The organism is Allobosea sp. GW823-FHT02B03 (assembly GCF_058797755.1).
Window position 1 is genome coordinate 259,014 of record NZ_JBXAJY010000003.1, and the last position, 19,654, is coordinate 278,667.

Here is a 19,654-nt window from a genome sequence, read left to right on the forward strand (position 1 = left end):
GCCGGGCGACCGGTGGCGGATGAATTCCGTTTCCCAGCGCGCCTTTCTCGGCGTCGAACGTTCGGCGCTCGGGCGCCCCTGGCGCGACCGGCTCGACATTGCGGGGCTGGCCCGGGCCGAGGCCCTGGCGCAGGTCGAAGGCGTCCCCGACGCGGTGGCGCGCATCCTCGCCGGGCGCGGTGTCGCCGCCAGCGAGGCCCTGAGCTATCTCGAACCGAAGCTGCGGGACCTGTTGCCCGATCCTTCCGTGCTGCTCGACATGGCGGCTGCCGCCCAGCGTCTGGCCGAGTCGGCGACACGCGGTGAGAAGGTCGCGATCTTCGGTGACTACGATGTCGACGGTGCCTGCTCGGCGGCGCTGCTCGCGATCTTCCTCAAGCAGGCCGGCGCCCGCCCGCGCGTGCATATTCCCGACCGGCTGATCGAAGGCTACGGCCCCAACAGCGAGGCGATCGCCATGCTGGCCGGGGAGGGCGCGACGCTCCTGGTTACGGTCGATTGCGGCACAACCAGCCACGAGCCGCTGCGCGAGGCCGCCAGACTCGGGCTCGACGTCGTCGTGCTCGACCATCACCAGGCGCCGGAACAGCTGCCGGCGGCGGCCGCCATCGTCAATCCTAACCGGCAGGACGATCTCTCCGGCCTCGGCCATCTCTGTGCCGCCGGCGTCGTCTTCCTGACGCTGGTCGCCACCGCGCGCGAGCTGCGCCGGCGCGGGCATTGGGCGAGTCGGGGCGGGGAGCCCGATCTGCTGGCGATGCTCGATCTTGTCGGGCTCGCGACCGTCGCCGACGTCGTGCCGCTGATCGGCCTCAACCGCGCCTTCGTCCGCCAGGGCATCGCGATTCTCAGGCTGCGCCAGCGGCCCGGTCTCGCGGCGCTGCTCGATGCCGCCGGGCTCGATGGCCCGGCTCAGCCCTGGCATCTCGGTTTCCTGCTCGGCCCGCGGATCAATGCCGGCGGGCGAATCGGCGATGCCGGCCTCGGCGCCCGCCTGCTGATGACCGATGACGAGGTCGAGTCACGCAGCATCGCCGCCGAGCTCAACCGGCTGAACCAGGAGCGCCAGGAGATCGAGCGCGCCGCCGTCGAGGAGGCCGTGGCCGAGGTCGAGCACCGTCTCGGTGACGCGGCCGAGCATCCTGTCCTGTTGGTCGGCTCCGCCGATTGGCATCCGGGCGTGGTCGGGCTCATCGCCGCCCGGCTCAAGGAGCGCTTTCGCCGGCCGGCCTTCGCCCTGGCACGCCATCCCGATGGCGGCGCGACCGGCTCGGGCCGTTCCGTTCCCGGCGTCGATCTCGGCGCCGCCGTGCGCCGCGCCGTCGAGGCCGGGCTCGCGATCAAGGGCGGCGGCCATGCCATGGCGGCGGGAATCACGCTGGCGCCGGGGCAGGAGGCGCCCTTCATCGCCTTCATGAGCGCAGAGCTCGCGGCCAATGTCGCGGCCTCGCGCGAGGCCGAGGCGCTGCTGGTCGATGCCGCAATCAGCGCGGGCGGCGCCAATCCGCGGCTGCTCGCCGAGATCGACCGCGCCGGCCCGTTCGGCTCGGGCTGCCCGGAGCCGGTCTTCGTGCTGCCGGCGCATCGGCTGGCCGATGTCGTCGAGATCGGCAGCGGCGGCCATCTGCGCGTCAGGTTGCGCGCCGGGGACGGCGCCAGCATCGGCGGCGTCGCCTTCCGGGCGGCGCAGGAGCCGCTCGGCCAGGCGCTGCTGGCGGCGCGCGGCGAGCAGGTCCATCTCGCCGCGACGCTGACCCTGAATCGCTGGGGCGGCTCGGAGAAGGCGGAGCTGCGCGTGCTCGATCTGGCGAAGCCGCTGTGAACGGTCGACAGAAATCCGAAAACCGGGCTTGCCCAACCGCGGCAGGGTGACTATAGCTCGCCCCGCTTCGCAGCAACGCCGCCTCGCGGCAGAAGCTCGCGACCTTCGTCTATCGGTTAGGACACCAGCCTTTCACGCTGGGGAGACGGGTTCGACTCCCGTAGGTCGCGCCACTGCTGTGGCATCTCGCTGATCCATCCAGTTCTACGCGCCCATCAACCGGCTTGGCTGTGCCGTTCACTCCCGCCGCGACGCCTCTTCTGTCCGAGCGCCCGTGCGAGCGCGCTCAGACCGAGCTCAGCAGGATACTGGTTTCGCTGTTGAGGACGCCGTCGATGGTGCGGACCTCGCGCAGGACACGGTCGAAATCGCTCAGGCTGTCGGCCCGGACCTCGGCGACGAGGTCCCATCCGCCATTGGTGGTGTGCAGGGAATGAAGCTCCGGCAGGCCGCGCAATTGGCGGATCACCGCCGTGGTCGAGCGCCCGGTGACCTCGATCATCATGATCGCCCGGATCGCCTTGTCGTCGGTGTCCTGGCGGAAGCGGACGGTGAAGCCGAGCACGGCCCCGGATTCGATCAGCCTGTCGAGCCGGCTCTGCACGGTCGCCCGCGAGATGCCGAGAATCGTCGCGAGCTTCGAGATCGGCGCGCGGCCGTCCTCGCGCAGGGCGGAGATCAAGCGATGATCGAGCTCGTCGAAGACATGCATGGCAAAATGCTCAATTTTGATTGGCAGATTGCTTGGTTTCCTGCCTCTGGATGAACTTGTTCGCAGTTCTTAGTGCAAATTGCCTTGTCGTAGAATGGGAAGGGAACGAAACAGCGGAGGAGGGCGCGCGATGATGCGGTATGTGGGCGTCGACAACATGGTCCGGCTGGTCAGGGCCGTCGGGGTCGAGGCCTATCTGACCGGGCTCGCGGGCTATATCGAAGAGGACTTCCGACGCTGGGCCGAGTTCGAGAAGACGCCGCGCGTCGCCAGCCATTCCCGCGACGGCGTGATCGAGCTGATGCCGACCAGCGATGGCGCGCTCTACGGCTTCAAATACGTCAACGGCCACCCGAAGAACACGCGCGCCGGCCTGCAGACGGTGACCGCCTTCGGGGTTCTGGCGGATGTCGACACCGGCTATCCGCGCCTGCTTTCCGAGATGACGATCACTACCGCGCTGCGCACCGCGGCGACCTCGGCTGTCGCCGCCGGCTATCTTGCGCGCAAGGATGCCGAGGTGATGGCGATCATCGGGCTCGGCTCGCAGTCAGAGTTCCAGGCGCTCGCCTTCAAGGCGCTGAACGGGATCAGGCGCCTGCGCGTCTTCGACATTGATTCGACCGCGACCGAGAAATTCCTCGCCAATCTCGCCGGCCGGGGCTTCGAGATCGAGGTGGCGGCGAGCGCCCAGGAGGCGGTGCTCGGCGCCGACATCATCACCACCGTTACCGCCGACAAGCTGAAGGCGACGATCCTCTCCGACAACATGGTCGGCGCCGGGGTGCACATCAATGCGGTCGGCGGCGACTGCCCGGGCAAGACCGAGCTGCAGCGCGAGATCCTGCTTCGCGCCGATGTTTTCGTTGAGCTGCCGGAGCAGACCAGGATCGAGGGCGAGATTCAGCAGATGCCGCCCGACTTCCCGGTGACCGAGCTCTGGCGCGTGATCACCGGCGAGGCGGAAGGCCGCCGCGCCCGCGACCAGATCACGGTCTTCGATTCCGTCGGCTTCGCCACCGAGGATTTCTCGGCGCTGCGCTATCTCGACGACCTGATCGAGGGCACCGACTATTACGACGAGATCGACCTGCTGACCGAGCCTGAGGATCCGCGTAACCTGTTCGGCCTGCTCGCCGCCTGAAGGCTCGATCCCGGCGGGAATCTCGCACGGCTTGCGAAGGGGAGAGACGGGTGTGCTTCACGCCGCTCCCTTGCCGGCGAATGCGCGCGGACCGGCAGCGTTTTCGGCAAGCGCCTCCAGAGCAAGTCGCCTCAGCCGGTCAGGCTCGCTGGTGGCGGAGTGCGCGACCGACCGCGCGTCCTGCGCCGAGGAGCCGTCGACCTTGAAGGCGGCGATCAGCCCGTCCAGCCTCTGAACCTGGCTCGACAACGCGGCCGCGGACGCAGCGCTTTCCTCGGCGAGGGCAGCGTTCTGCTGCGTCGAGGCATCCATCATCGCGAGCGTCTGGCTCATTTCGTCGATCCCGTTCGCCTGTTCCGACGAACCGGAGGAGATTCCCGAGACCGCCGACGCGACCTGCTGGGATGCGGCGACGATCCGCTCCAGTACGGAGCCCGCCGAGCGCACCAGGGTGACGCCGCGCGCGACTTCGGTGTTGGAAGCGCTGATCAGCGTATTGATGCCCTTGGAGGCTTCGCCGGAGCGCTGGGCGAGGGTTCGGACCTCCGAGGCTACCACCGCGAAGCCGCGACCGGCATCGCCCGCGCGGGCGGCTTCCACGGCGGCATTGAGCGCCAGCAGATTGGTCTGGAAGGCGATGCCGTCGATCAGCGAGGTGATCTCCGCGATCTTCTTTGAGGCCTCGTCGATCCCCGTCATCGCTTCGACCGCCTGCCGGACGATCGCGCCGCCTTCTTCGGCGACCAGCATCCCCTCGCGGGCGGCCTGCTCGGCATGCCGCGAGGATTGCGCGTTGCTCTTGACCGAAGCCGCCAGCTCCTCGGTCGTCGCGGCGCTCTCTTCCAGTGAAGCGGCCTGTTCCTCGGCCCGCTGAGCCAGATTCTGCGAGGCCTGCGAAACTTCGCCGACGCTCGAGCGAATCTCCCGCGTCGTCGACAGGACGGTCCGCATCGTGTCTTGCATCGTGGCGACCGCAGCGTTGAAATCATCGCGGAGCTGGCCGTACTCGGCCGGCAGGTCATCGGGCATGCGATAAGTGAGGTCGCCACGGGCCATGGCCGCCATGGCCTGCCCCACGGAGCTGACGACCGCTGCGCGCTCTTTCTCCAGCACCTCCCGCTCGCTCCTGAGGCGAGCGGCCTCGGCCGCCTCCAGGTAGACCGAAATCGCAAAGTCCATGTCGAGCAGCGTCGCCTTGGCGACGGCGCTCACCTCCGCACTCACCGATCCGGCACTCACCGCGCTGTCGCTTTTGCTCTGGCGAGCCCGGAACGCTTTTCCGAAGACGCCAGCTGTCCCTTCCTCGTTGGCCTGTGGCCAGCGCGCCGCGATGATCTTGCCGATCAGGGCTTCCAGAACGAGGCCATAGCCGCCGATATACCATCGCGGTGCGAGGCCGATCCGGGCGTGGACCTGGCCAACGATTGAAACCGCCCGGACGTAGTCCTCATCGAAGCGCCCTCCCGAGATCATGTCCCAGTGGGCGATCTGCTTGCTCTTGGCGCCAGAGATCTGAGGCTCTCCCGAAAAGAACGCCCGTGTCTCGGGAAACGCGCGAACCTGGTCGTAGAAGTCATCGAGCGCTTGCGGCAGCGCGTCCATCACGATCGGCTTTACACTCTGGATGCTCTCCAGAGCGGATTTGTCCAGCTTCATGAACTGAAGGCGTTCGGATAGGGCGCTCGACGACGACATATGACTATCCCGATGGAATGAGTTGACGGCTTGGGTCTAGGGCAGGTGAGGCAAGTCCATTCGTTGCGATGAGTCCTGCGCGGGCGCTCGGTCAGGCGGCTCTCACCGTCGACAGGAAGATCTCGGATTCGGACATCAGGCTTCCGGCCTGCCGTGCGAGGTCGGTCGTGGCCGACAAGGCATGCGCGGATGCTGCGCTCGACTCCGAGGCACGCCTTGTCACGCTGACGATGCTGTTCGCGACCTCGGCCGAACTTTGCCAGGCCTGCTGGAGATTGCCGGCGGTTTGCTGGGTCGCCTGTTCCTGGTCCGCGATGGCGCGTGCGATGTCAGCTCCGATCCCGTTCATTTCGTCGATGGTGCGCCTGATCGTGCCAACCGCGGCCGCGACGTACTGGGTGAAGTCGCGGATGGTTCCGATCTGGGCGTCGATCTCGGAGGTCGCATGAGCCGTCTGGGTGGCCAGCAGCTTCACCTCCGCGGCGACGACCGAGAAACCGCGGCCGGTCTCGCCTGCGCGTGCCGCTTCGATGCTGGCGTTCATCGCCAGCAGTCTGGTTTTGCCGGCGATCTCCCGGATCACGTCGACGATCCCGTCGATCCGGTCGACGGAGCCAGTCAATTCACCGACCTGGCCGCTGATCTGCTGGGCTTCGGTCACCGCGCGCGTGGAAACCAGGCCGGAGGCCGCGATCTGCCGACCGACTTCACTGAGGGAAAGCGCCAGGGCGTCGGTCGCACCGGCCACCGCTTCGATGTTCGTCGTCGCCTCGAGCGAGGATTCCGTCGCGGCGTCGGCCTGCTCCAAGGTCTCGCTCGACGACACTGCGAGTTGCCCCGCCGAAGCCTGCAGATCGTTCGCTGCAGCAGTGACGGAGCGGACGACGGTGGCGACCACCTGCTCGAAATTGCCGGCCAGCCCTTCCAGCGTTTCCTGCCGCTTGCGGCGCTCCGCTTCGAGATAGACACCGATCGCCAGATCCATGTCGAGCAGGGCAGCGCGGTTGAGCGCGATCGCCGCACGCTGCATCCGGTGCTCCCTGCCGAGGCGCCATGCCGCCTTTGGCCGGCCGATGCGGGCGATCAATCGCGCCAGGATGAAATTGTAGCCGCCGATATACCAGCGCGGCTCCAGCCCGAGCCGGCAATGCACCTCGCCGATACGCCTGACCGAGTTGGCGTACTGGCTGTCGTACGCCGCCTCCGTGATCAGGTCCCAATGCGCGATCTGCATCTGGCGAGCCCGTGCAAGCACGGTCTCGTTCGGGAAAAGCCGGGACACATCGGGGAAATGCCGGATGTGACGGTAGAACACGTCGAGCACGCCCGGGAGCTCGACAGCCACGATCGGACGGATCTCGCGGAGCAGGGCGCGGGCCTCGTCATCGATCCCGGCGAAACGGAGCCTTTCCGAGATGTCGTCGCAGCACGGCCCATGGCCCGGACCGTTGCCGGAGAGTGGGCGACCAATCAGGGACGAACTGGCGCGTTCCGAGCCTTCGGCGAGCGCATCCGTCACCCTTTCAGGTCCAGGCAGACTCATGGAATAACAGCTCCCTGCGCCGTGATCGCCTCGCGGAACGGGGACCGAGAGGATGTGAACGATTCCGTTCTTATTGAGTACCGTAGCGTACGTTACGCAAGGTTAACAGAAGATTGTCCGCCATGGCCCAGCGCAACGCCCGGGGGAATGCTTGAAGCAAGAGTTGAAGGGCGATTTCGACATCCGGAATCAGGTATTGCTCTCGGTCCGGCCCGAGGCACGGGCCTTCATCGAGCCGCGTCTGATCACGCGGCGACTGGCTCTCGGCCAGACGCTGAATCAGGAGAACGAACCCTTCACGCATGCGATCTTCCCGCATGAAGGCGTGATCTCTCTCAAGGCCGAGATGCGCGACGGGCGCAGTGTCGAGAAGGCTTCGATCGGCTATGAAGGGTTCATCGGCATCCCGTTGATCATGGGCGGAAGCGAGGCGATCAGCCAGTCGACGGTCGCGGTTCCCGGCTATGCATCCTGGTTGTCCATCCAGGATCTGGACGACGCGATCGCCAGCTTTCCCTGCGTCCGCGAAGCCATGCTGCGCTACGCCAAGAGCCTGATCATCCAGTTGCTCGAAACGGTGGCCTGCAACAGCCTTCACAGCGCGGAGGAGCGCATCGCGCGCTGGCTGGCGCACGCCCATGACCGGGTCGTGGGCGACAGTTTCCAGCTCACTCAGGCGGCGATCTCGCAGGCGCTCGGGCTGCGCCGGGCGACCGTCAACCAGGTCTGCTCGAAGCTGATGGAGAACGGGGCGATCGCCTATTCGCGGGGCGACCTGACCGTCCTCGACGCCGAGCGGCTCCAGGGCCATGCCTGCGAATGCTATGGCCGGGTCCGCAAGGCCTTCGAGATCAATGCGAAACCCGTCGAGCGCTTCATCAGATAGGCTGCGCGAGACCCGGCAAAGACGGCGGGGACGTTGCCGGTTCTCGGGCGCGCCATGACCGAGGCGCATGGGTGCGCAGGTTCTCATCTGCTGGCCAGCGTCCTATAAGGCCGTACCGCGTGGTTCGCCTTTTCGGGAGGGCACCAGGTGGACGAACCCACCGAGTGCAGCGCCCGCATGGCCGACCTCGCCAATCTCTTCAATCTTGTCGCGCCCTTCTTCGGGCTGATCGTGCTCGGCTTCGCCGTTGGCCGCTACAAGCAGCTGCCGGAGGAAGGGCTCGCATGGATGCAGTTCTTCCTGATCTATGTGGCGCTGCCATGCCTGTTCTACCGGCTGATCGCCGACAAGCCGCTGAGCGATCTGACCAATTGGGCCTTCGTCGGAGTGACGACGACAGCGACTTTCATCGCCTTCGTGCTCTCCTTCGCCCTCGGCTACAGATATACCAGGGGCAACATGCCCCAGGCGGTGATGCAGGGCGTCGCCGGCTCCTATTCCAATATCGGCTATATGGGACCGCCGCTGATCCTGGCGGCGCTCGGGCCGGTCGCGAGCGCCCCCGTCGTCCTGATCTTCGTCTTCGACAATCTGCTGCTGTTTTCGCTGATCCCGTTCCTGATGGCGGTGGCCGGCGTCGAGAAGCGCAGCCTCGCAGCGACGGCCGGCGACGTCGCCTGGAAGGTCGCGACGCACCCGTTCAATCTCGCGACCGTCGCCGGCGTGCTCGCCGCCTTCACCAAGCTCGAACTGCCGACTGCAATCGACAAGATGACGCTCTGGCTGTCTCAGGCCGCGGCGCCCTGCGCATTGTTCCTGCTCGGCGTCACCGTCGCGCTGCGGCCGATGAAGCGCATGCCCGGCGAATTGCCCGCGCTCGTCTTCATCAAGCTGGTGCTGCACCCTTTGCTGGTCTGGATCCTGCTCTCGGCGTTGGGCAATTTCTCCGACGCCTGGATCTATGCGGCGGTGATCATGGCCGCGCTGCCGCCGGCGCTGAACATCTTCGTGATCTCGACGCAGTACCGTGTCGGCGTCGAGCGTGCCTCGGCTTGCATCCTCGTCGGCACCATCGTCTCGACCGTGACGCTGACGGGCTTCCTGTGGCTGGTGAAGACGGGCAGGATGCCCGCCGATCTTTTCCACTGAGCGCCCGGCCGGGCCTCGCCAAGGGCAAGCCCGACGATGCAGCCGCTTTCCGACCTCCTCGTTCTCGACTTCTCGACCTTGTTGCCGGGCCCACTCGCCAGCCTGTTCCTGGCCGAGGCGGGAGCGCGGATCGTCAGGATCGAGCGGCCGGAGGGTGAGGACATGCGTCGTTTCCCGCCGCGACTGGGGGAGACCTCGGCGCCGTTCGCGGCGCTCAATCGCGGCAAGACCAGCCTCGCCATCGACCTGAAGGCTCCCGACGCGGTGGAACGCCTGCACCCGCTGATCGAGAAGGCCGACATCCTGATCGAGCAGTTCCGACCCGGCGTGATGGCGCGGCTCGGCTTCGGCCCGGAAGCCATGCGTGCCATCAACCCGCGGCTGATCTACTGCTCGATCAGCGGGTACGGACAGGAAGGCCCGCGCGCGCTCGAAGCCGGGCACGACATCAACTATCAGGCGATCGGCGGGCTGCTCGGCCAATCCCTGAAGCGCGGCGAGCCCGCGCCGCTGCCGCCGACGCTGGTCGCCGACATCGCCGGCGGGGCGATGCCGGCCGTGCTCAACATCCTGCTCGCTTTGCGTGAGCGCGACCGCTCGGGACAGGGCTGTCATCTCGACATCGCCATGACCGATGCGATGCCGACCTTCGCCTGGTACGGGCTGGCACAGGGCCAGGCGAGCGGGCGCTATCCGCAGGGCGGGGAGGGGCTGCTGACCGGCGGCAGCCCGCGCTACGGGCTCTACTCCACCGCCGATGGCTGGTTCCTCGCCGTCGGAGCGCTGGAGGAGAAGTTCTGGGCGACGTTCTGCGCGGCAATCGGCCTCGATGAGGCCCTGCGCGATGATCGCCGGCAGGAGGAGGCGACGCGCGCCGCCGTCGCGGCGCTGATCGGCGCGCAGCCTGCCGAACACTGGCGCGCACTGCTCGAGCCGCTCGACTGTTGCTGCACCGTGGTGCGGACGCTGGAGGAGGCGCTGGCCGATCCCCATCTCACCGCCCGCGGCCTGCTCGACCGGCAGGCGGAGGAGCCGGGCGGGCGCCGGATCGTCTCGACGCCTTTGCCGCTGGCGCCGGTCTTCCGCGATGCGGCACCCGCGCTGCGCAAGGTTCCGGCGGTCGGCGACGAAGCGCTCTGAACGTCGCGCTCAGCCAGCGGCGGTGCCGCCGGCGAGACCCTGGCGCATGACGAGGCGGCGCAGCGGGCCGAAGCGCGACAGGGCGAGCAGGCCGGCACCACGCAACAGATCGGCCGGCAGCAGGTCGGTCAGCAAGGTCCGATTCAGCGCGTCGACGGCGCCCGTTCGCAGCCGCACATCCGCCTGGCGCGAAAGGTCGTAGCGCGCCAGCACCCCTTCGGCACCGGGATCCTCGGCCTCGATCAGGGCGTCGCGCAGTGCCGCGACGTCGCGCAGGCCGAGATTGAGGCCCTGCGCGCCGATCGGTGGGAAGACATGCGCGGCCTCGCCGATCAGCGCGGCGCGCTCCGCGGCGAAGCGCTCGACAGACAAGCCGCCCATTGGCACGCGCCCGCGTCGGCCTTCGACGGTCATCGCGCCGACGATCGAATGAGTCTGCCGCTCGACCGCGCGGGCGAAGCCGGCATCGTCGAGCGCGGCGATCTCGTCGGCCTCGCGCGGGGCCAGCAGCCAGACGAGCGAGGAACGGCGGCCCGGCAGCGGCACCAGCGTGCACGGGCCGGCCCGGGTATGGAACTCGGTCGAGGCGTCGCCATGCTCGCGGCGATGGCTGAGGATGGCGGTCAGCGCCACCTGCGGGTAGGTCCAGTCGCGCGTCTCGATCCCGGCTGCGGCCCGAACCCGCGAATTGCGGCCATCCGCACCGACCACGAGGGCCGCATGCAGGGGCTCGAAGCCAGCGCCGGAAAGCCGCACCGCTTCCGGCCCGATCTCGATCTCCTCGACCGGCAGCGGCACCATGCGGATCGCCGGCTCTTGCGCGGCACGCGCGGCAAGGGTCTCGACGAGCGCCGCGTTCTCGACATTCCAGCCGAAGGCCGAAAGACCGAGCTCCGCGGCCTTGAACTCGACCGGCGGCTGGCGGAACAGGCTGCCGGTATCGTCGACCAGGCGCATGACCTCGAGCGGGGCGGCGAGGCGCTCCAGCGCCTTGCCGAGGCCGAGTTCGCCGAGCAGGCGCCAGGAGCCGTCGAGCAGGGCGACGGTGCGGCCGTCGCGCGGGGCGGTCGCAGCGCCGAACAGCACGCTCTGCCGGCCGCTGGCGGCGAGGGCGAGCGCCGCGGCGATCCCGACCGCGCCGGCGCCGACGATGGCGATCTCGCAATCCTGCATGGGTTGTTCCGTCATGTGGTCTTGGCTAGCCCATGTCGGCAGCGCTGGCGAGCGCGCCCTTGCCGCAGCTCAGGCATCGCGGAACCTGACCAGCGTCTCGTCGATCCCCTCATGGCCGAGCACGCGGCGCACAGGTGCCGTCGCGCCGAGGATCTCGACCCGCGCGTCATGGCGGATCGCCTTGTCGACCATCGCCCGCAGCGCGACAGCGGCGCTCGAATCCGCGAAGGGAACGTCGGAGAGATCGAGCACGATGCGGGCCGGGAACGGCCCGGTCCGATCGAGCACGGTCGCGACGCTCATGCTGGCCCCGAAGAAGAGCGGGCCGGAGATGCGGTAGCGGAAGGTATCGCCATTGCCGTTGCGGACCTTTTCCGTTTCTGCCGGCTCGGACATGTCATCGTCGTCGACCAAAGCAGGGTCCATTCCGGCCTCGACGGTGACGACATTGGCCATGCGGTGCATGAAGATCAGCGATCCCAGCACGACGCCGACGCCGATGCCGACCATCAGATCCTCGAAGATCACCAGCAGGAAGGTCGCCAGCAGCACCACCGAATCGGCACGGGAATGCCTGAGGATGGCGATGAAGGCCGCCTTCTCCGCCATGTTCCAGGCGACGACGGCGAGTACCCCTGCCAGCGCGGCCAGCGGGATGTAGGAGGCGAGCGGCGCCGCGACCAGCATGAAGAGCAGCACGAACAAGGCGTGCAGCATGCCCGCCACCGGAGTCTGGCCACCGGCCCGGACATTGGTCGCGGTGCGCGCGATCGTCCCTGTCACGCAGATGCCGCCGAACAGCGAGGCGCCGATATTGGCGGCGCCCTGCGCCACCAGCTCGGTGTTGGAGCGGTGCCGCCGCCCGGTCATGCCGTCGGCGACCACCGCCGAGAGCAGCGACTCGATGCCGCCGAGGATCGCGATCGACACCGCAGCCGGCAGGACCGCGACCAGCTTCTCGAGGCTGAAGGCCGGCAGATGCGGAGCCGGCAGCGAATTCGGGATGCCGCCGAAGCGGCTGCCTATGGTTTCGACCGGCAGGTTCAGCAGGAACACCAGCGCGGCGGCGAGGGCGACCGCGATCAGCAGGCCCGGCCAGCCCGGCCGCCACCGGCGCAGGCCGAGGATGACGCCGATGGTCAGCGCCGAGAGGGCCATGGCCGCCGGATTGACCGTGGGCAGCGCCTGCCAAAGCGCCTGCAGCTTCGGCAGCAGCGCCGCCGGCTCCTTGCCCGGCAGGGTCAGGCCGAAGAGGTCGCGGATCTGGCTGGCGAAGATGATGATGGCGATGCCGGCAGTGAAGCCGACGAGGACCGGGTGCGGAATGTACTTGATGTAGGTGCCGAGCCTGAGCAGCCCGATGGCGATGAGAATGGCGCCGGCGACCAGCGTCGCCAGCACGAGCCCGTCGAAGCCGTGCTGGTCGATGGTCGCGGCGATCAGGACGATGAAGGCACCGGCGGGGCCGCCGATCTGGTGGCGGCTGCCGCCGAGGGCCGAGACCAAGAAGCCGCCGATGATGGCGGTGAAGAGGCCGGCAGCCGGGGTCGCGCCGCTGGCGATGGCGATCGCCATCGAGAGGGGCAGGGCGACGATGGCGACCGTCAGCCCGGCCAGCGCGTCGGCCCGCAACCGGGCCGGGCCGTAGCCCTCCCGCAGCACGGTGAAGAGCTTGGGAGCGAAGGTTCCATGCGAAGCCGTGTCGCTGCCAAGGTGTGCCCCTGGCTCGTTCATGTCTTGTTCCTGCTCCGCGATTCCGCCAGCCTGATCGTTCTCCGGCACGCGACTCGCGCCAGACGCTGATCCCCATGCGCAGTCCAGCCGTTGCGCCGGCCGGATGCAAGTCCCTATGGTCACGCACCTGCCTCGAGGAGAGATTGCCATGGTGAAGGCCATTCGCGTGCACAAGACCGGCGGACCGGAGGTGCTCCAGCTCGAAGACGTCACGCTGCCGGCGCCGGGGCCCGGCCAGCTGCTGATCCGCAACCGCGCCATCGGCCTCAACTTCATCGACACCTATTTCCGCACGGGCCTCTACCCGGCGCCGCAAATGCCGTTCACGCCCGGCAACGAGTCGGCCGGCGATGTTCTCGCCGTCGGCGAGGGCGTTTCCGAGTTCAAGCCGGGCGACCGTATCGCCTGCGTCGCGGGCCTCGGCGCCTATGCCGAGGAGCGGATCGTTCCCGCGGCCGCGGCCGTGGCCTTGCCCGATGCGGTGTCCTACGAGGCGGCTGCCAGCATGATGCTGAAGGGCTTGACGGCCGAGTACCTGCTGCACCGGACCTACAAGGTGAAGCCGGGCGACACGATCCTCGTCCATGCCGCTGCCGGCGGCACTGGCACGATCCTCTGCCAGTGGGGCAAGGCGCTGGGCGCCACGGTGATCGGCACCGCCGGCTCGAAGGAGAAGGCCGACCTCGCCAAGGCTCATGGCGCCGACCATGTCATCCTCTACGGCGAGGAGAACGTCGCCGCGCGCGTCAAGGAGATCACCGGCGGCCAGGGCTGCGACGTGGCCTATGACGGCGTCGGCAAGGACACCTTCATCGCCTCGCTCGACTCGCTGAAGCCGTTCGGCCTGCTGGCGAGCTTCGGCAATGCCTCGGGCGCGGTCGACGGCGTCAATCTCGGCATCCTCGCCTCGAAGGGCTCGCTGTATGTGACCCGGCCGACGCTCAACACGCATACGTCCAAGCGCGAGACCATGGTCGAGATGGCGAAAAACCTCTTCGGCGCGGTGAGCTCCGGCAAGGTCACGGTGGCGATCAATGCCCGGTTCCCGTTGGCGGAGGCGGCGGCTGCCCATCGCGCGCTCGAGAGCCGCGGCACCACCGGCTCGACGGTGATCATTCCGTAGGCGCTGCCGCACCGGGAGCGCTATTCCGCCCGAATTGCCGTCTAGAAGCCGTCCTGCCGGGAGCGCTTTCCGGCTGGAGCGGGCTGCGGACGGATCTCGGGATGAAAAGGGTCGGGCTGGCGCTGCTGCTGGCGCTCGGGCTCGGTGGCGCGGGGGTGCTCGTCGCACCGCCCGCCTTGCGGTTATGGGAGCTTCACGCAGCCGCCGACGATCCCGTCGCGCTGTCGCGACTACGCCTCGACCAGGCGCTCGATGCGGCGCGCGTCGCCACGGGAATCGAGGAGGCGATCTCTGCCGGCGACATCGAACTCGCCGACAGCTTCATCTCGCTCGCCGCAGACCGCGACATCGCTGTGGCACCCGAGCAGCTCCGGCGGTTGCAGGCCCTGCGCGACGGTGCCTGGCTGCGCGCCGCTTCCGATTTCGGCCATGGTTTCGTTGCCGGTGCGCGCGACAGCGATGCCGCCTTCGCCGGAGCGCTGGCGAGCGATGTCACCGGTTTCGGCGATCTGCGCGACCTCGCGCTGGAAGGGCGAAAACTGCTCAGCGGGCAGGGCGCAGACGAAACCATCCTCGCACTGTCCGCCGTGGGGCTCGCCGTCAGCGCCGCCACCTGGGTCAGCATGGGCGGCGGCCTGCCGGCCCGTGGTGGCCTGAGCGCCGTCAAGGCCGCCGGCAAGGCGAAGCTGCTCTCGCCGGCCCTCACCGCCAGTCTCAGCCGTGCCGCTGCCGGCGCGCTCGACCGGCCGGCGCTCGCCGCCAGCCTTGGCGCAGCCGCGCGGCTCGACCTTGCCGCGGCGAAGGTCGCTGCCGGCGGCATCGTCCGCCCGGCGGCCCTGGCACGCTTCACGGCGCTCGGCCAGGATGCCGGCGTTCTCTATGCGCGCACTGGCCAGCGTGGCTTGCGCCAGGTGCTCGCCGTCGCCGAAGATGCGGGCGATATCGGCAAGGCAGCCCGCCTCGGTGCGGCAAAACCCACGACCTTGCGTGCGACGCTGAAGGTGCTCGGCCGCTCGGCGCTGGCGCTCGGAGCGCTCAGCCTTAGCGCCGCAAGCTGGATGCTCGCTTTGCTCGGCTATGTGCTGGTGCTCGCCATGGCCGCACAGCGTTTCGGCTGGTGGCTGGGGCGCCTCGGCCGTCGACGCCGTCAGGAGCGGGCGGCGCGAAAGCGGGCATCTGACCTTCGCTGGAATCCGCCCCTTCCTGCCGCAGCGTGAGCCGGCGCGGAGGTCAGCTCTCGCAGGCCGAGGCCATGGCCGAATCCACCTGAAAAGAAAAAAGCGAAAGCAGGCGAAAGCGAAAGTCGAAAGCGGCTCTGCCGACGGCAATGACCGGGAAACAATCACCTCCCGGACCTTACGTCATGTACCGCTTCCTGCGCCTTGCAGGCTTCAGCCTCTCCTTCCTGATCGTCGCGACCGTGCTCTACGGCCAGCTGACCAGCCGGCCGACCATCCACGTCGCGCTTCAGCTCGAAGAGGGCCAGGCCCGGCTCGAGAAGCCCTCGCGGATGCGCATCGGGCGCGTCGCTGAAATCCGCCGCATGCCGCGCGCCCTCGGCGCGACCTTTGCCTGATTTAGAGGAAGGGACGAGAGGTCCGGCTCAGACCGCAACCCCGTGAAGGTCATAGGCGTCGGCGCGCTCGACCTTGACCGTGACGATGTCGCCCGGACGCAACGGCCGCCGGCTCGCGACATAGACATTGCCGTCGATCTCGGGCGCATCCCATTTCGAGCGGCCCTTGGCGACCGTCGGGCCGGCCTCATCGATGATCACCGGAATGCGCTTGCCGACCCTGGCCTTGGCGAGGCGGGCGCTGACCAGCGCCTGTGTCTTCATGAAGCGGTGCCAGCGCGCTTCCTTCTCCTCCTCGGCGATGGCGGGCAGGCCGAGATCATTGGCCTTGGCGCCCTTCACCGGCTCGTATTTGAAGCAGCCGACGCGCTCGAGCTTCGCTTCCTTGAGCCAATCGAGCAGGAAATCGACATCGTCCTCGGTCTCGCCGGGAAAGCCGACGATGAAGGTCGAGCGGATGGCGAGATCCGGGCAGATCTCGCGCCATTTGCCGATGCGCTCCAGCGTCTTCTCGTGATGGGCCGGCCGGCGCATCGCCTTCAGCACGCTGGGCGAGGCATGCTGGAAGGGGATGTCGAGATAGGGCAGCACATGCCCTTCGGCCATCAACGGGATGACCTCGTCGACATGCGGGTAAGGGTAGACATAGTGCAGGCGGACCCAGATCCCCATCTGGCCGAGCTCCCGCGCCAGCTCGAAGAAGCGGGTGCGGACCTCGCGATCCTTCCACATCGAGGGCGCGTACTTGATGTCGAGCCCATAGGCGCTGGTGTCCTGCGAGATCACCAGCAATTCCTTGACGCCGGCCTTGACCAGCTTCTCGGCCTCTCGCAGCACCTCACCGATCGGCCGCGAGACCAGGTCGCCACGCAGGTTCGGGATGATGCAGAAGCTGCAGCGATTGTTGCAACCCTCTGAAATCTTGAGATAAGCGTAGTGTCGCGGCGTCAGCTTGATGCCCTGGTCCGGAACCAGGTCGACGAAGGGGTCATGCTTCGGCGGAGCGGCCTGATGCACGGCCGAGACGACGCTCTCATAGGCCTGCGGGCCGGTGATCGCGAGCACGTTGGGGAAGGCACTCCGGATCTGCTCGGGCTCGGCGCCCATGCAGCCGGTGACGATGACCTTGCCGTTCTCGGCCATGGCCGAGCCGATCGCCTCCAGCGATTCCTGCTTGGCGCTGTCGAGGAAGCCGCAGGTGTTGACGATGACGAGATCGGCGCCAGCATGGCTCTTGCTGAGCTCATAGCCCTCGGAACGCAGCGAGGTGATGATGCGCTCGGAGTCGACCAGGGCCTTGGGGCAGCCCAGCGAGACGAAGGAGATTTTCGGCGCGACGGCATTCATCGGCGGCAGGACTCGACGTCAGGAAAAAGGGAAGGGCGCGGCAGGGCCGGCGCATTGGCGCTTCCTTTGATCCTTTTTGGACGAATTTGCAAATGCCGGATGAGCGCGGGCCAACTTCGAAACGGCTTTCGGCATGATCGTCGTCATGCCGAAAGCCAATGCGAACCGGAATCCGCTCCGGCCGAAAACGCCCTAGCCGGCAGCAGTCGCGACCGGGCGCTCGGGATCCTGGGTCCAGTCGGTCATCGAGCCGTCATAGAGCGAGACCTCGTCGCGTCCGAGCACCTCGGAGAGCACGAACCAGTTCAGCGCCGCGGTATGGCCGGTGTTGCAATAGGAGATCGCCGGGCCGCTCGGTACGGCGCCATAGAGCGCGCCGAGATCGACTTGCGGTCGAAGCTTGCCGGCCGCCGGGTCGAAGGCCGCCGCATAGTCGCGCGAGACGGCGCCCGGGATATGGCCGGCGCGCGTCGCCTCCGCCGCTTTCTCGCGGCCATCGAAATAACTGGCGGCGCGCGCATCGACCAGCGTGGCAAGCTTGCCGCGCGCGGCCACGAAGGTCGCGTCAGCCGTGCTGCGCAGTTCCTGCTTCACGACGACGGGGTAAGGGGTAGCAACCGCCGGTCGCGAGGGACCGGTTGCGACCGGCCGCGCCGGATCGGCCTGCCAGCCCCTGAATCCGCCATCGAGAATCGTCTGCTGCCCGTGGCCGATGAGCTTCAGGGTCCAATAGACGCGCGCTGCCGCCGCAAAATCCGTGGCGGCGTGCCCGGCGGGGACGATCACGACCCGGCTTTCGGGGCGAACGCCGAGGCTGCCGGCGAGGGCGGCGAGATGATCGAGCGGCGGCAGCATACCGGGCGCATTGCCGATCTTGGCGCGCCAGCCCGCGGCGGCATAGTCGCTATGTACCGCTCCGGGGATATGGCCAGCCTCGAACGCCGCCTGTCCGCCTTCGGCGGTGGCGCGGATATCGATGATGACGAGATCCGGCCGGCCGAGAGCGGCCTGCAGGATTTCGGGCGAAACCAGTCCGGATACGGGAAAATCGCTCATTCCGCTGCCACCTGCTTCAGTTCGTCGATCACCTCGAGCGAGGTGCTCATCTCCGCGGTCGCACCCAGCATGATCGAAGCTGAGCAGTATTTTTCCTTCGACAATGTGACGGCGCGCTCGGCCTTGGCCTGAGAGAGGCCGCGCCCGGTGATGCGATAGGCGATGTGGATCTTGGTGAAGACCTTGGGATCCTCCGTCGCGCGCTCGGCCTCGACCTCGACCTCGCAGCCGGTGACGTTCTCGCGGCCCTTCTTGAGGATCTGCACCACGTCGAAGCCCGTGCAGCCGGCGAGGCCGATCAGCAGCATCTCCATCGGCCGGATGCCGATATTGCGGCCACCATATTCCGGAGCGCCGTCCATGACCACGGCATGACCGCTGCCGGCCTCGCCCATGAAGGCCATGCCCTCGACCCAGCTCGCCCGTGCTTTCATCACCGTCTCCTTCGACATGGTCCGCTACCGGAATAGCCCGGCGACGCTTGCGAAGCGAGAGGGTCAGGCTGCGGCGAACAGGCTGCCATGGGTGATGCGCAGCCGCACGCGCTCGCCGATCGCCGGCGCGACCTGGCTGGCGAGGTCGACGTCGAGGCGCTTCGGCAGGCCTTCCACGGCGACTTCGGCGCGGCGCAGCGGCCCGTTGCGGCGCAGATGCTCGACGACACCGGGCAAGGCGAGCGGCGCATCGTCGACGATGCGCAGATGCTGCGGACGGACATAGAGCGAGGCCGGGCCGCCCTGGTTCTGCGTGAGACCGCCGAGCACTGGCCGGTCGAGGAAGAAGGCCTGGCTGCCGACGACCTTGACGGGGAGGTGATTGGCGTCGCCGAGGAACTCGCAGACGAAAGGCGTCGCCGGATGATCGTAGACATCGTCGGGCGAGCCGACCTGTTCGAGCCGGCCATCGCTCAGGATCGCGACGCGGTCGGCGAGCTCGAGCGCCTCTTCCTGGTCATGGGTGACGAAGACGGTGGTATGGCCGGTGCGCTGGTGCAATTGGCGCAGCCAGGCGCGCAATTCCTTGCGGACCTTGGCGTCGAGCGCGCCGAAGGGCTCGTCGAGCAGCAGCACGCGCGGCTCGATGGCGAGCGCACGGGCCAGTGCAACACGCTGGCGCTGGCCACCGGAGAGCTGGCTCGGATAGCGCTTCTCCAGCCCGGGCAGCTGGATCAGCTCGAGCAGCTCGGCCACGCGGCGCCGAATCTCCGCCGGCTCGGGCCGCTCGCCGCGCGGGCGCGACTTCAGTCCGAAGGCGACGTTCTCGCCGACCGTCATGGTCTTGAACAGCGCATAATGCTGGAAGACGAAGCCGATCCGCCGGTCGCGCAAGGAGAGATCGCGCGTGTCGATGTCGCCGAAGAGCACGCGGCCGCGCTCGGCCTGCTCCAGCCCGGCGATGACGCGCAGCAATGTGGTCTTGCCCGAGCCGGAGGGGCCGAGCAGGGCGACGAGCTCGCCAGGCTGGATGTCGAGCGAGACGCCGCGCAGCGCAGGGAAGTTCTGGAAGCGCTTCTCGACGGATTCAATGGTGACGGCGACGGACATGGAACGAGCT

General features: G+C 68.0%; 17 protein-coding genes and 1 tRNA gene. 9 read left to right on the top strand and 9 right to left on the bottom strand.

Annotated elements, in window-relative coordinates:
- Positions 1-19 precede the first annotated feature (19 nt).
- Complete coding sequence (gene recJ, locus AC1REK_RS10860; RefSeq protein WP_492268033.1) at positions 20-1,822, top strand: single-stranded-DNA-specific exonuclease RecJ; 1,803 nt, start codon at positions 20-22, stop codon at positions 1,820-1,822.
- A gap of 98 nt (positions 1,823-1,920) precedes the next feature.
- Positions 1,921-1,995: transfer RNA gene (locus AC1REK_RS10865), tRNA-Glu, on the top strand.
- A 113-nt stretch (positions 1,996-2,108) separates the two neighbouring features.
- On the opposite strand, the gene AC1REK_RS10870 is transcribed toward AC1REK_RS10865, so the two are convergent.
- Positions 2,109-2,534 carry an Lrp/AsnC family transcriptional regulator gene (locus AC1REK_RS10870; RefSeq protein WP_492268032.1) on the bottom strand — a complete coding sequence of 142 codons (426 nt, stop codon included), beginning with the start codon at positions 2,532-2,534 and terminating at the stop codon, positions 2,109-2,111.
- A gap of 130 nt (positions 2,535-2,664) precedes the next feature.
- Here AC1REK_RS10870 and ocd point away from each other — a divergent pair, with 130 nt between their 5' ends.
- Positions 2,665-3,678 carry an ornithine cyclodeaminase gene (gene ocd, locus AC1REK_RS10875; protein WP_492268031.1) on the top strand — a complete coding sequence of 338 codons (1,014 nt, stop codon included), beginning with the start codon at positions 2,665-2,667 and terminating at the stop codon, positions 3,676-3,678.
- A gap of 57 nt (positions 3,679-3,735) precedes the next feature.
- Here ocd and AC1REK_RS10880 read toward each other — a convergent pair whose 3' ends face one another.
- Positions 3,736-5,373 carry a methyl-accepting chemotaxis protein gene (locus tag AC1REK_RS10880; RefSeq protein ID WP_492268030.1) on the bottom strand — a complete coding sequence of 546 codons (1,638 nt, stop codon included), beginning with the start codon at positions 5,371-5,373 and terminating at the stop codon, positions 3,736-3,738.
- Between the two features lie 91 nt (positions 5,374-5,464).
- Positions 5,465-6,916: a protoglobin domain-containing protein gene (locus AC1REK_RS10885; protein WP_492268029.1), complete on the bottom strand. Its 1,452-nt coding sequence runs from the start codon at positions 6,914-6,916 to the stop codon at positions 5,465-5,467.
- Positions 6,917-7,067: 151 nt separating this feature from the next.
- Here AC1REK_RS10885 and AC1REK_RS10890 point away from each other — a divergent pair, with 151 nt between their 5' ends.
- The 3 genes from AC1REK_RS10890 to AC1REK_RS10900 all read left to right on the top strand — a co-directional run bounded on the left by AC1REK_RS10890 (position 7,068) and on the right by AC1REK_RS10900 (position 10,091).
- Positions 7,068-7,802 (top strand): Crp/Fnr family transcriptional regulator, encoded by a 735-nt coding sequence (locus AC1REK_RS10890; RefSeq protein WP_492268028.1) that lies wholly within the window; start codon positions 7,068-7,070, stop codon positions 7,800-7,802.
- A gap of 147 nt (positions 7,803-7,949) precedes the next feature.
- Complete coding sequence (locus AC1REK_RS10895; RefSeq protein WP_492268027.1) at positions 7,950-8,951, top strand: AEC family transporter; 1,002 nt, start codon at positions 7,950-7,952, stop codon at positions 8,949-8,951.
- Between the two features lie 36 nt (positions 8,952-8,987).
- Complete coding sequence (locus tag AC1REK_RS10900; RefSeq protein WP_492268026.1) at positions 8,988-10,091, top strand: CaiB/BaiF CoA transferase family protein; 1,104 nt, start codon at positions 8,988-8,990, stop codon at positions 10,089-10,091.
- 9 nt (positions 10,092-10,100) lie between these two features.
- Here the strand turns inward: AC1REK_RS10900 and AC1REK_RS10905 are convergent, their stop codons facing one another.
- The gene (locus AC1REK_RS10905; RefSeq protein WP_492268025.1) at positions 10,101-11,279 is read right to left on the bottom strand and encodes a UbiH/UbiF family hydroxylase; all 1,179 of its coding nucleotides are present in this window, start codon (positions 11,277-11,279) and stop codon (positions 10,101-10,103) included.
- A gap of 54 nt (positions 11,280-11,333) precedes the next feature.
- A complete protein-coding gene (locus AC1REK_RS10910) occupies positions 11,334-12,998 on the bottom strand; it encodes a SulP family inorganic anion transporter (protein ID WP_492268024.1) in 1,665 nt (554 codons plus the stop codon).
- Positions 12,999-13,146: 148 nt separating this feature from the next.
- Here AC1REK_RS10910 and AC1REK_RS10915 point away from each other — a divergent pair, with 148 nt between their 5' ends.
- From AC1REK_RS10915 to AC1REK_RS10925, 3 genes are all read left to right on the top strand, one after another.
- Positions 13,147-14,121: a quinone oxidoreductase family protein gene (locus AC1REK_RS10915; protein ID WP_492268023.1), complete on the top strand. Its 975-nt coding sequence runs from the start codon at positions 13,147-13,149 to the stop codon at positions 14,119-14,121.
- A gap of 101 nt (positions 14,122-14,222) precedes the next feature.
- On the top strand, positions 14,223-15,338 hold the full coding sequence (locus tag AC1REK_RS10920) for a hypothetical protein (RefSeq protein WP_492268022.1): 1,116 nt from the start codon (positions 14,223-14,225) through the stop codon (positions 15,336-15,338).
- A gap of 146 nt (positions 15,339-15,484) precedes the next feature.
- A complete protein-coding gene (locus AC1REK_RS10925) occupies positions 15,485-15,697 on the top strand; it encodes a hypothetical protein (RefSeq protein WP_327521692.1) in 213 nt (70 codons plus the stop codon).
- 27 nt (positions 15,698-15,724) lie between these two features.
- Here the strand turns inward: AC1REK_RS10925 and rimO are convergent, their stop codons facing one another.
- From rimO to AC1REK_RS10945, 4 genes are all read right to left on the bottom strand, one after another.
- On the bottom strand, positions 15,725-17,044 hold the full coding sequence (gene rimO, locus AC1REK_RS10930; protein ID WP_492268021.1) for a 30S ribosomal protein S12 methylthiotransferase RimO: 1,320 nt from the start codon (positions 17,042-17,044) through the stop codon (positions 15,725-15,727).
- A 192-nt stretch (positions 17,045-17,236) separates the two neighbouring features.
- Positions 17,237-18,100: a sulfurtransferase gene (locus AC1REK_RS10935; protein ID WP_492268020.1), complete on the bottom strand. Its 864-nt coding sequence runs from the start codon at positions 18,098-18,100 to the stop codon at positions 17,237-17,239.
- Positions 18,097-18,534: an OsmC family protein gene (locus tag AC1REK_RS10940; protein WP_492268019.1), complete on the bottom strand. Its 438-nt coding sequence runs from the start codon at positions 18,532-18,534 to the stop codon at positions 18,097-18,099. Before AC1REK_RS10940 ends, AC1REK_RS10935 begins: the two co-directional genes overlap by 4 nt.
- 63 nt (positions 18,535-18,597) lie before the next feature.
- The gene (locus tag AC1REK_RS10945; RefSeq protein ID WP_316019288.1) at positions 18,598-19,644 is read right to left on the bottom strand and encodes a sulfate/molybdate ABC transporter ATP-binding protein; all 1,047 of its coding nucleotides are present in this window, start codon (positions 19,642-19,644) and stop codon (positions 18,598-18,600) included.
- Positions 19,645-19,654: the final 10 nt, after the last annotated feature.

What these genes read in the sequence shown, in the direction of transcription:
- rimO (WP_492268021.1), bottom strand. Translation starts at nt 17,044, where the DNA reads ATGAATGCCGTCGCGCCGAAAATCTCCTTCGTCTCGCTGGGCTGCCCC.
- AC1REK_RS10885 (WP_492268029.1), bottom strand. Translation starts at nt 6,916, where the DNA reads ATGAGTCTGCCTGGACCTGAAAGGGTGACGGATGCGCTCGCCGAAGGC.
- AC1REK_RS10935 (WP_492268020.1), bottom strand. Translation starts at nt 18,100, where the DNA reads ATGAGCGATTTTCCCGTATCCGGACTGGTTTCGCCCGAAATCCTGCAG.
- AC1REK_RS10905 (WP_492268025.1), bottom strand. Translation starts at nt 11,279, where the DNA reads ATGACGGAACAACCCATGCAGGATTGCGAGATCGCCATCGTCGGCGCC.
- AC1REK_RS10900 (WP_492268026.1), top strand. Translation starts at nt 8,988, where the DNA reads ATGCAGCCGCTTTCCGACCTCCTCGTTCTCGACTTCTCGACCTTGTTG.
- AC1REK_RS10925 (WP_327521692.1), top strand. Translation starts at nt 15,485, where the DNA reads ATGTACCGCTTCCTGCGCCTTGCAGGCTTCAGCCTCTCCTTCCTGATC.
- recJ (WP_492268033.1), top strand. Translation starts at nt 20, where the DNA reads ATGAATTCCGTTTCCCAGCGCGCCTTTCTCGGCGTCGAACGTTCGGCG.
- AC1REK_RS10940 (WP_492268019.1), bottom strand. Translation starts at nt 18,534, where the DNA reads ATGAAAGCACGGGCGAGCTGGGTCGAGGGCATGGCCTTCATGGGCGAG.
- ocd (WP_492268031.1), top strand. Translation starts at nt 2,665, where the DNA reads ATGATGCGGTATGTGGGCGTCGACAACATGGTCCGGCTGGTCAGGGCC.
- AC1REK_RS10880 (WP_492268030.1), bottom strand. Translation starts at nt 5,373, where the DNA reads ATGTCGTCGTCGAGCGCCCTATCCGAACGCCTTCAGTTCATGAAGCTG.
- AC1REK_RS10870 (WP_492268032.1), bottom strand. Translation starts at nt 2,534, where the DNA reads ATGCATGTCTTCGACGAGCTCGATCATCGCTTGATCTCCGCCCTGCGC.
- AC1REK_RS10920 (WP_492268022.1), top strand. Translation starts at nt 14,223, where the DNA reads ATGAAAAGGGTCGGGCTGGCGCTGCTGCTGGCGCTCGGGCTCGGTGGC.
- AC1REK_RS10915 (WP_492268023.1), top strand. Translation starts at nt 13,147, where the DNA reads ATGGTGAAGGCCATTCGCGTGCACAAGACCGGCGGACCGGAGGTGCTC.
- AC1REK_RS10910 (WP_492268024.1), bottom strand. Translation starts at nt 12,998, where the DNA reads ATGAACGAGCCAGGGGCACACCTTGGCAGCGACACGGCTTCGCATGGA.
- AC1REK_RS10945 (WP_316019288.1), bottom strand. Translation starts at nt 19,644, where the DNA reads ATGTCCGTCGCCGTCACCATTGAATCCGTCGAGAAGCGCTTCCAGAAC.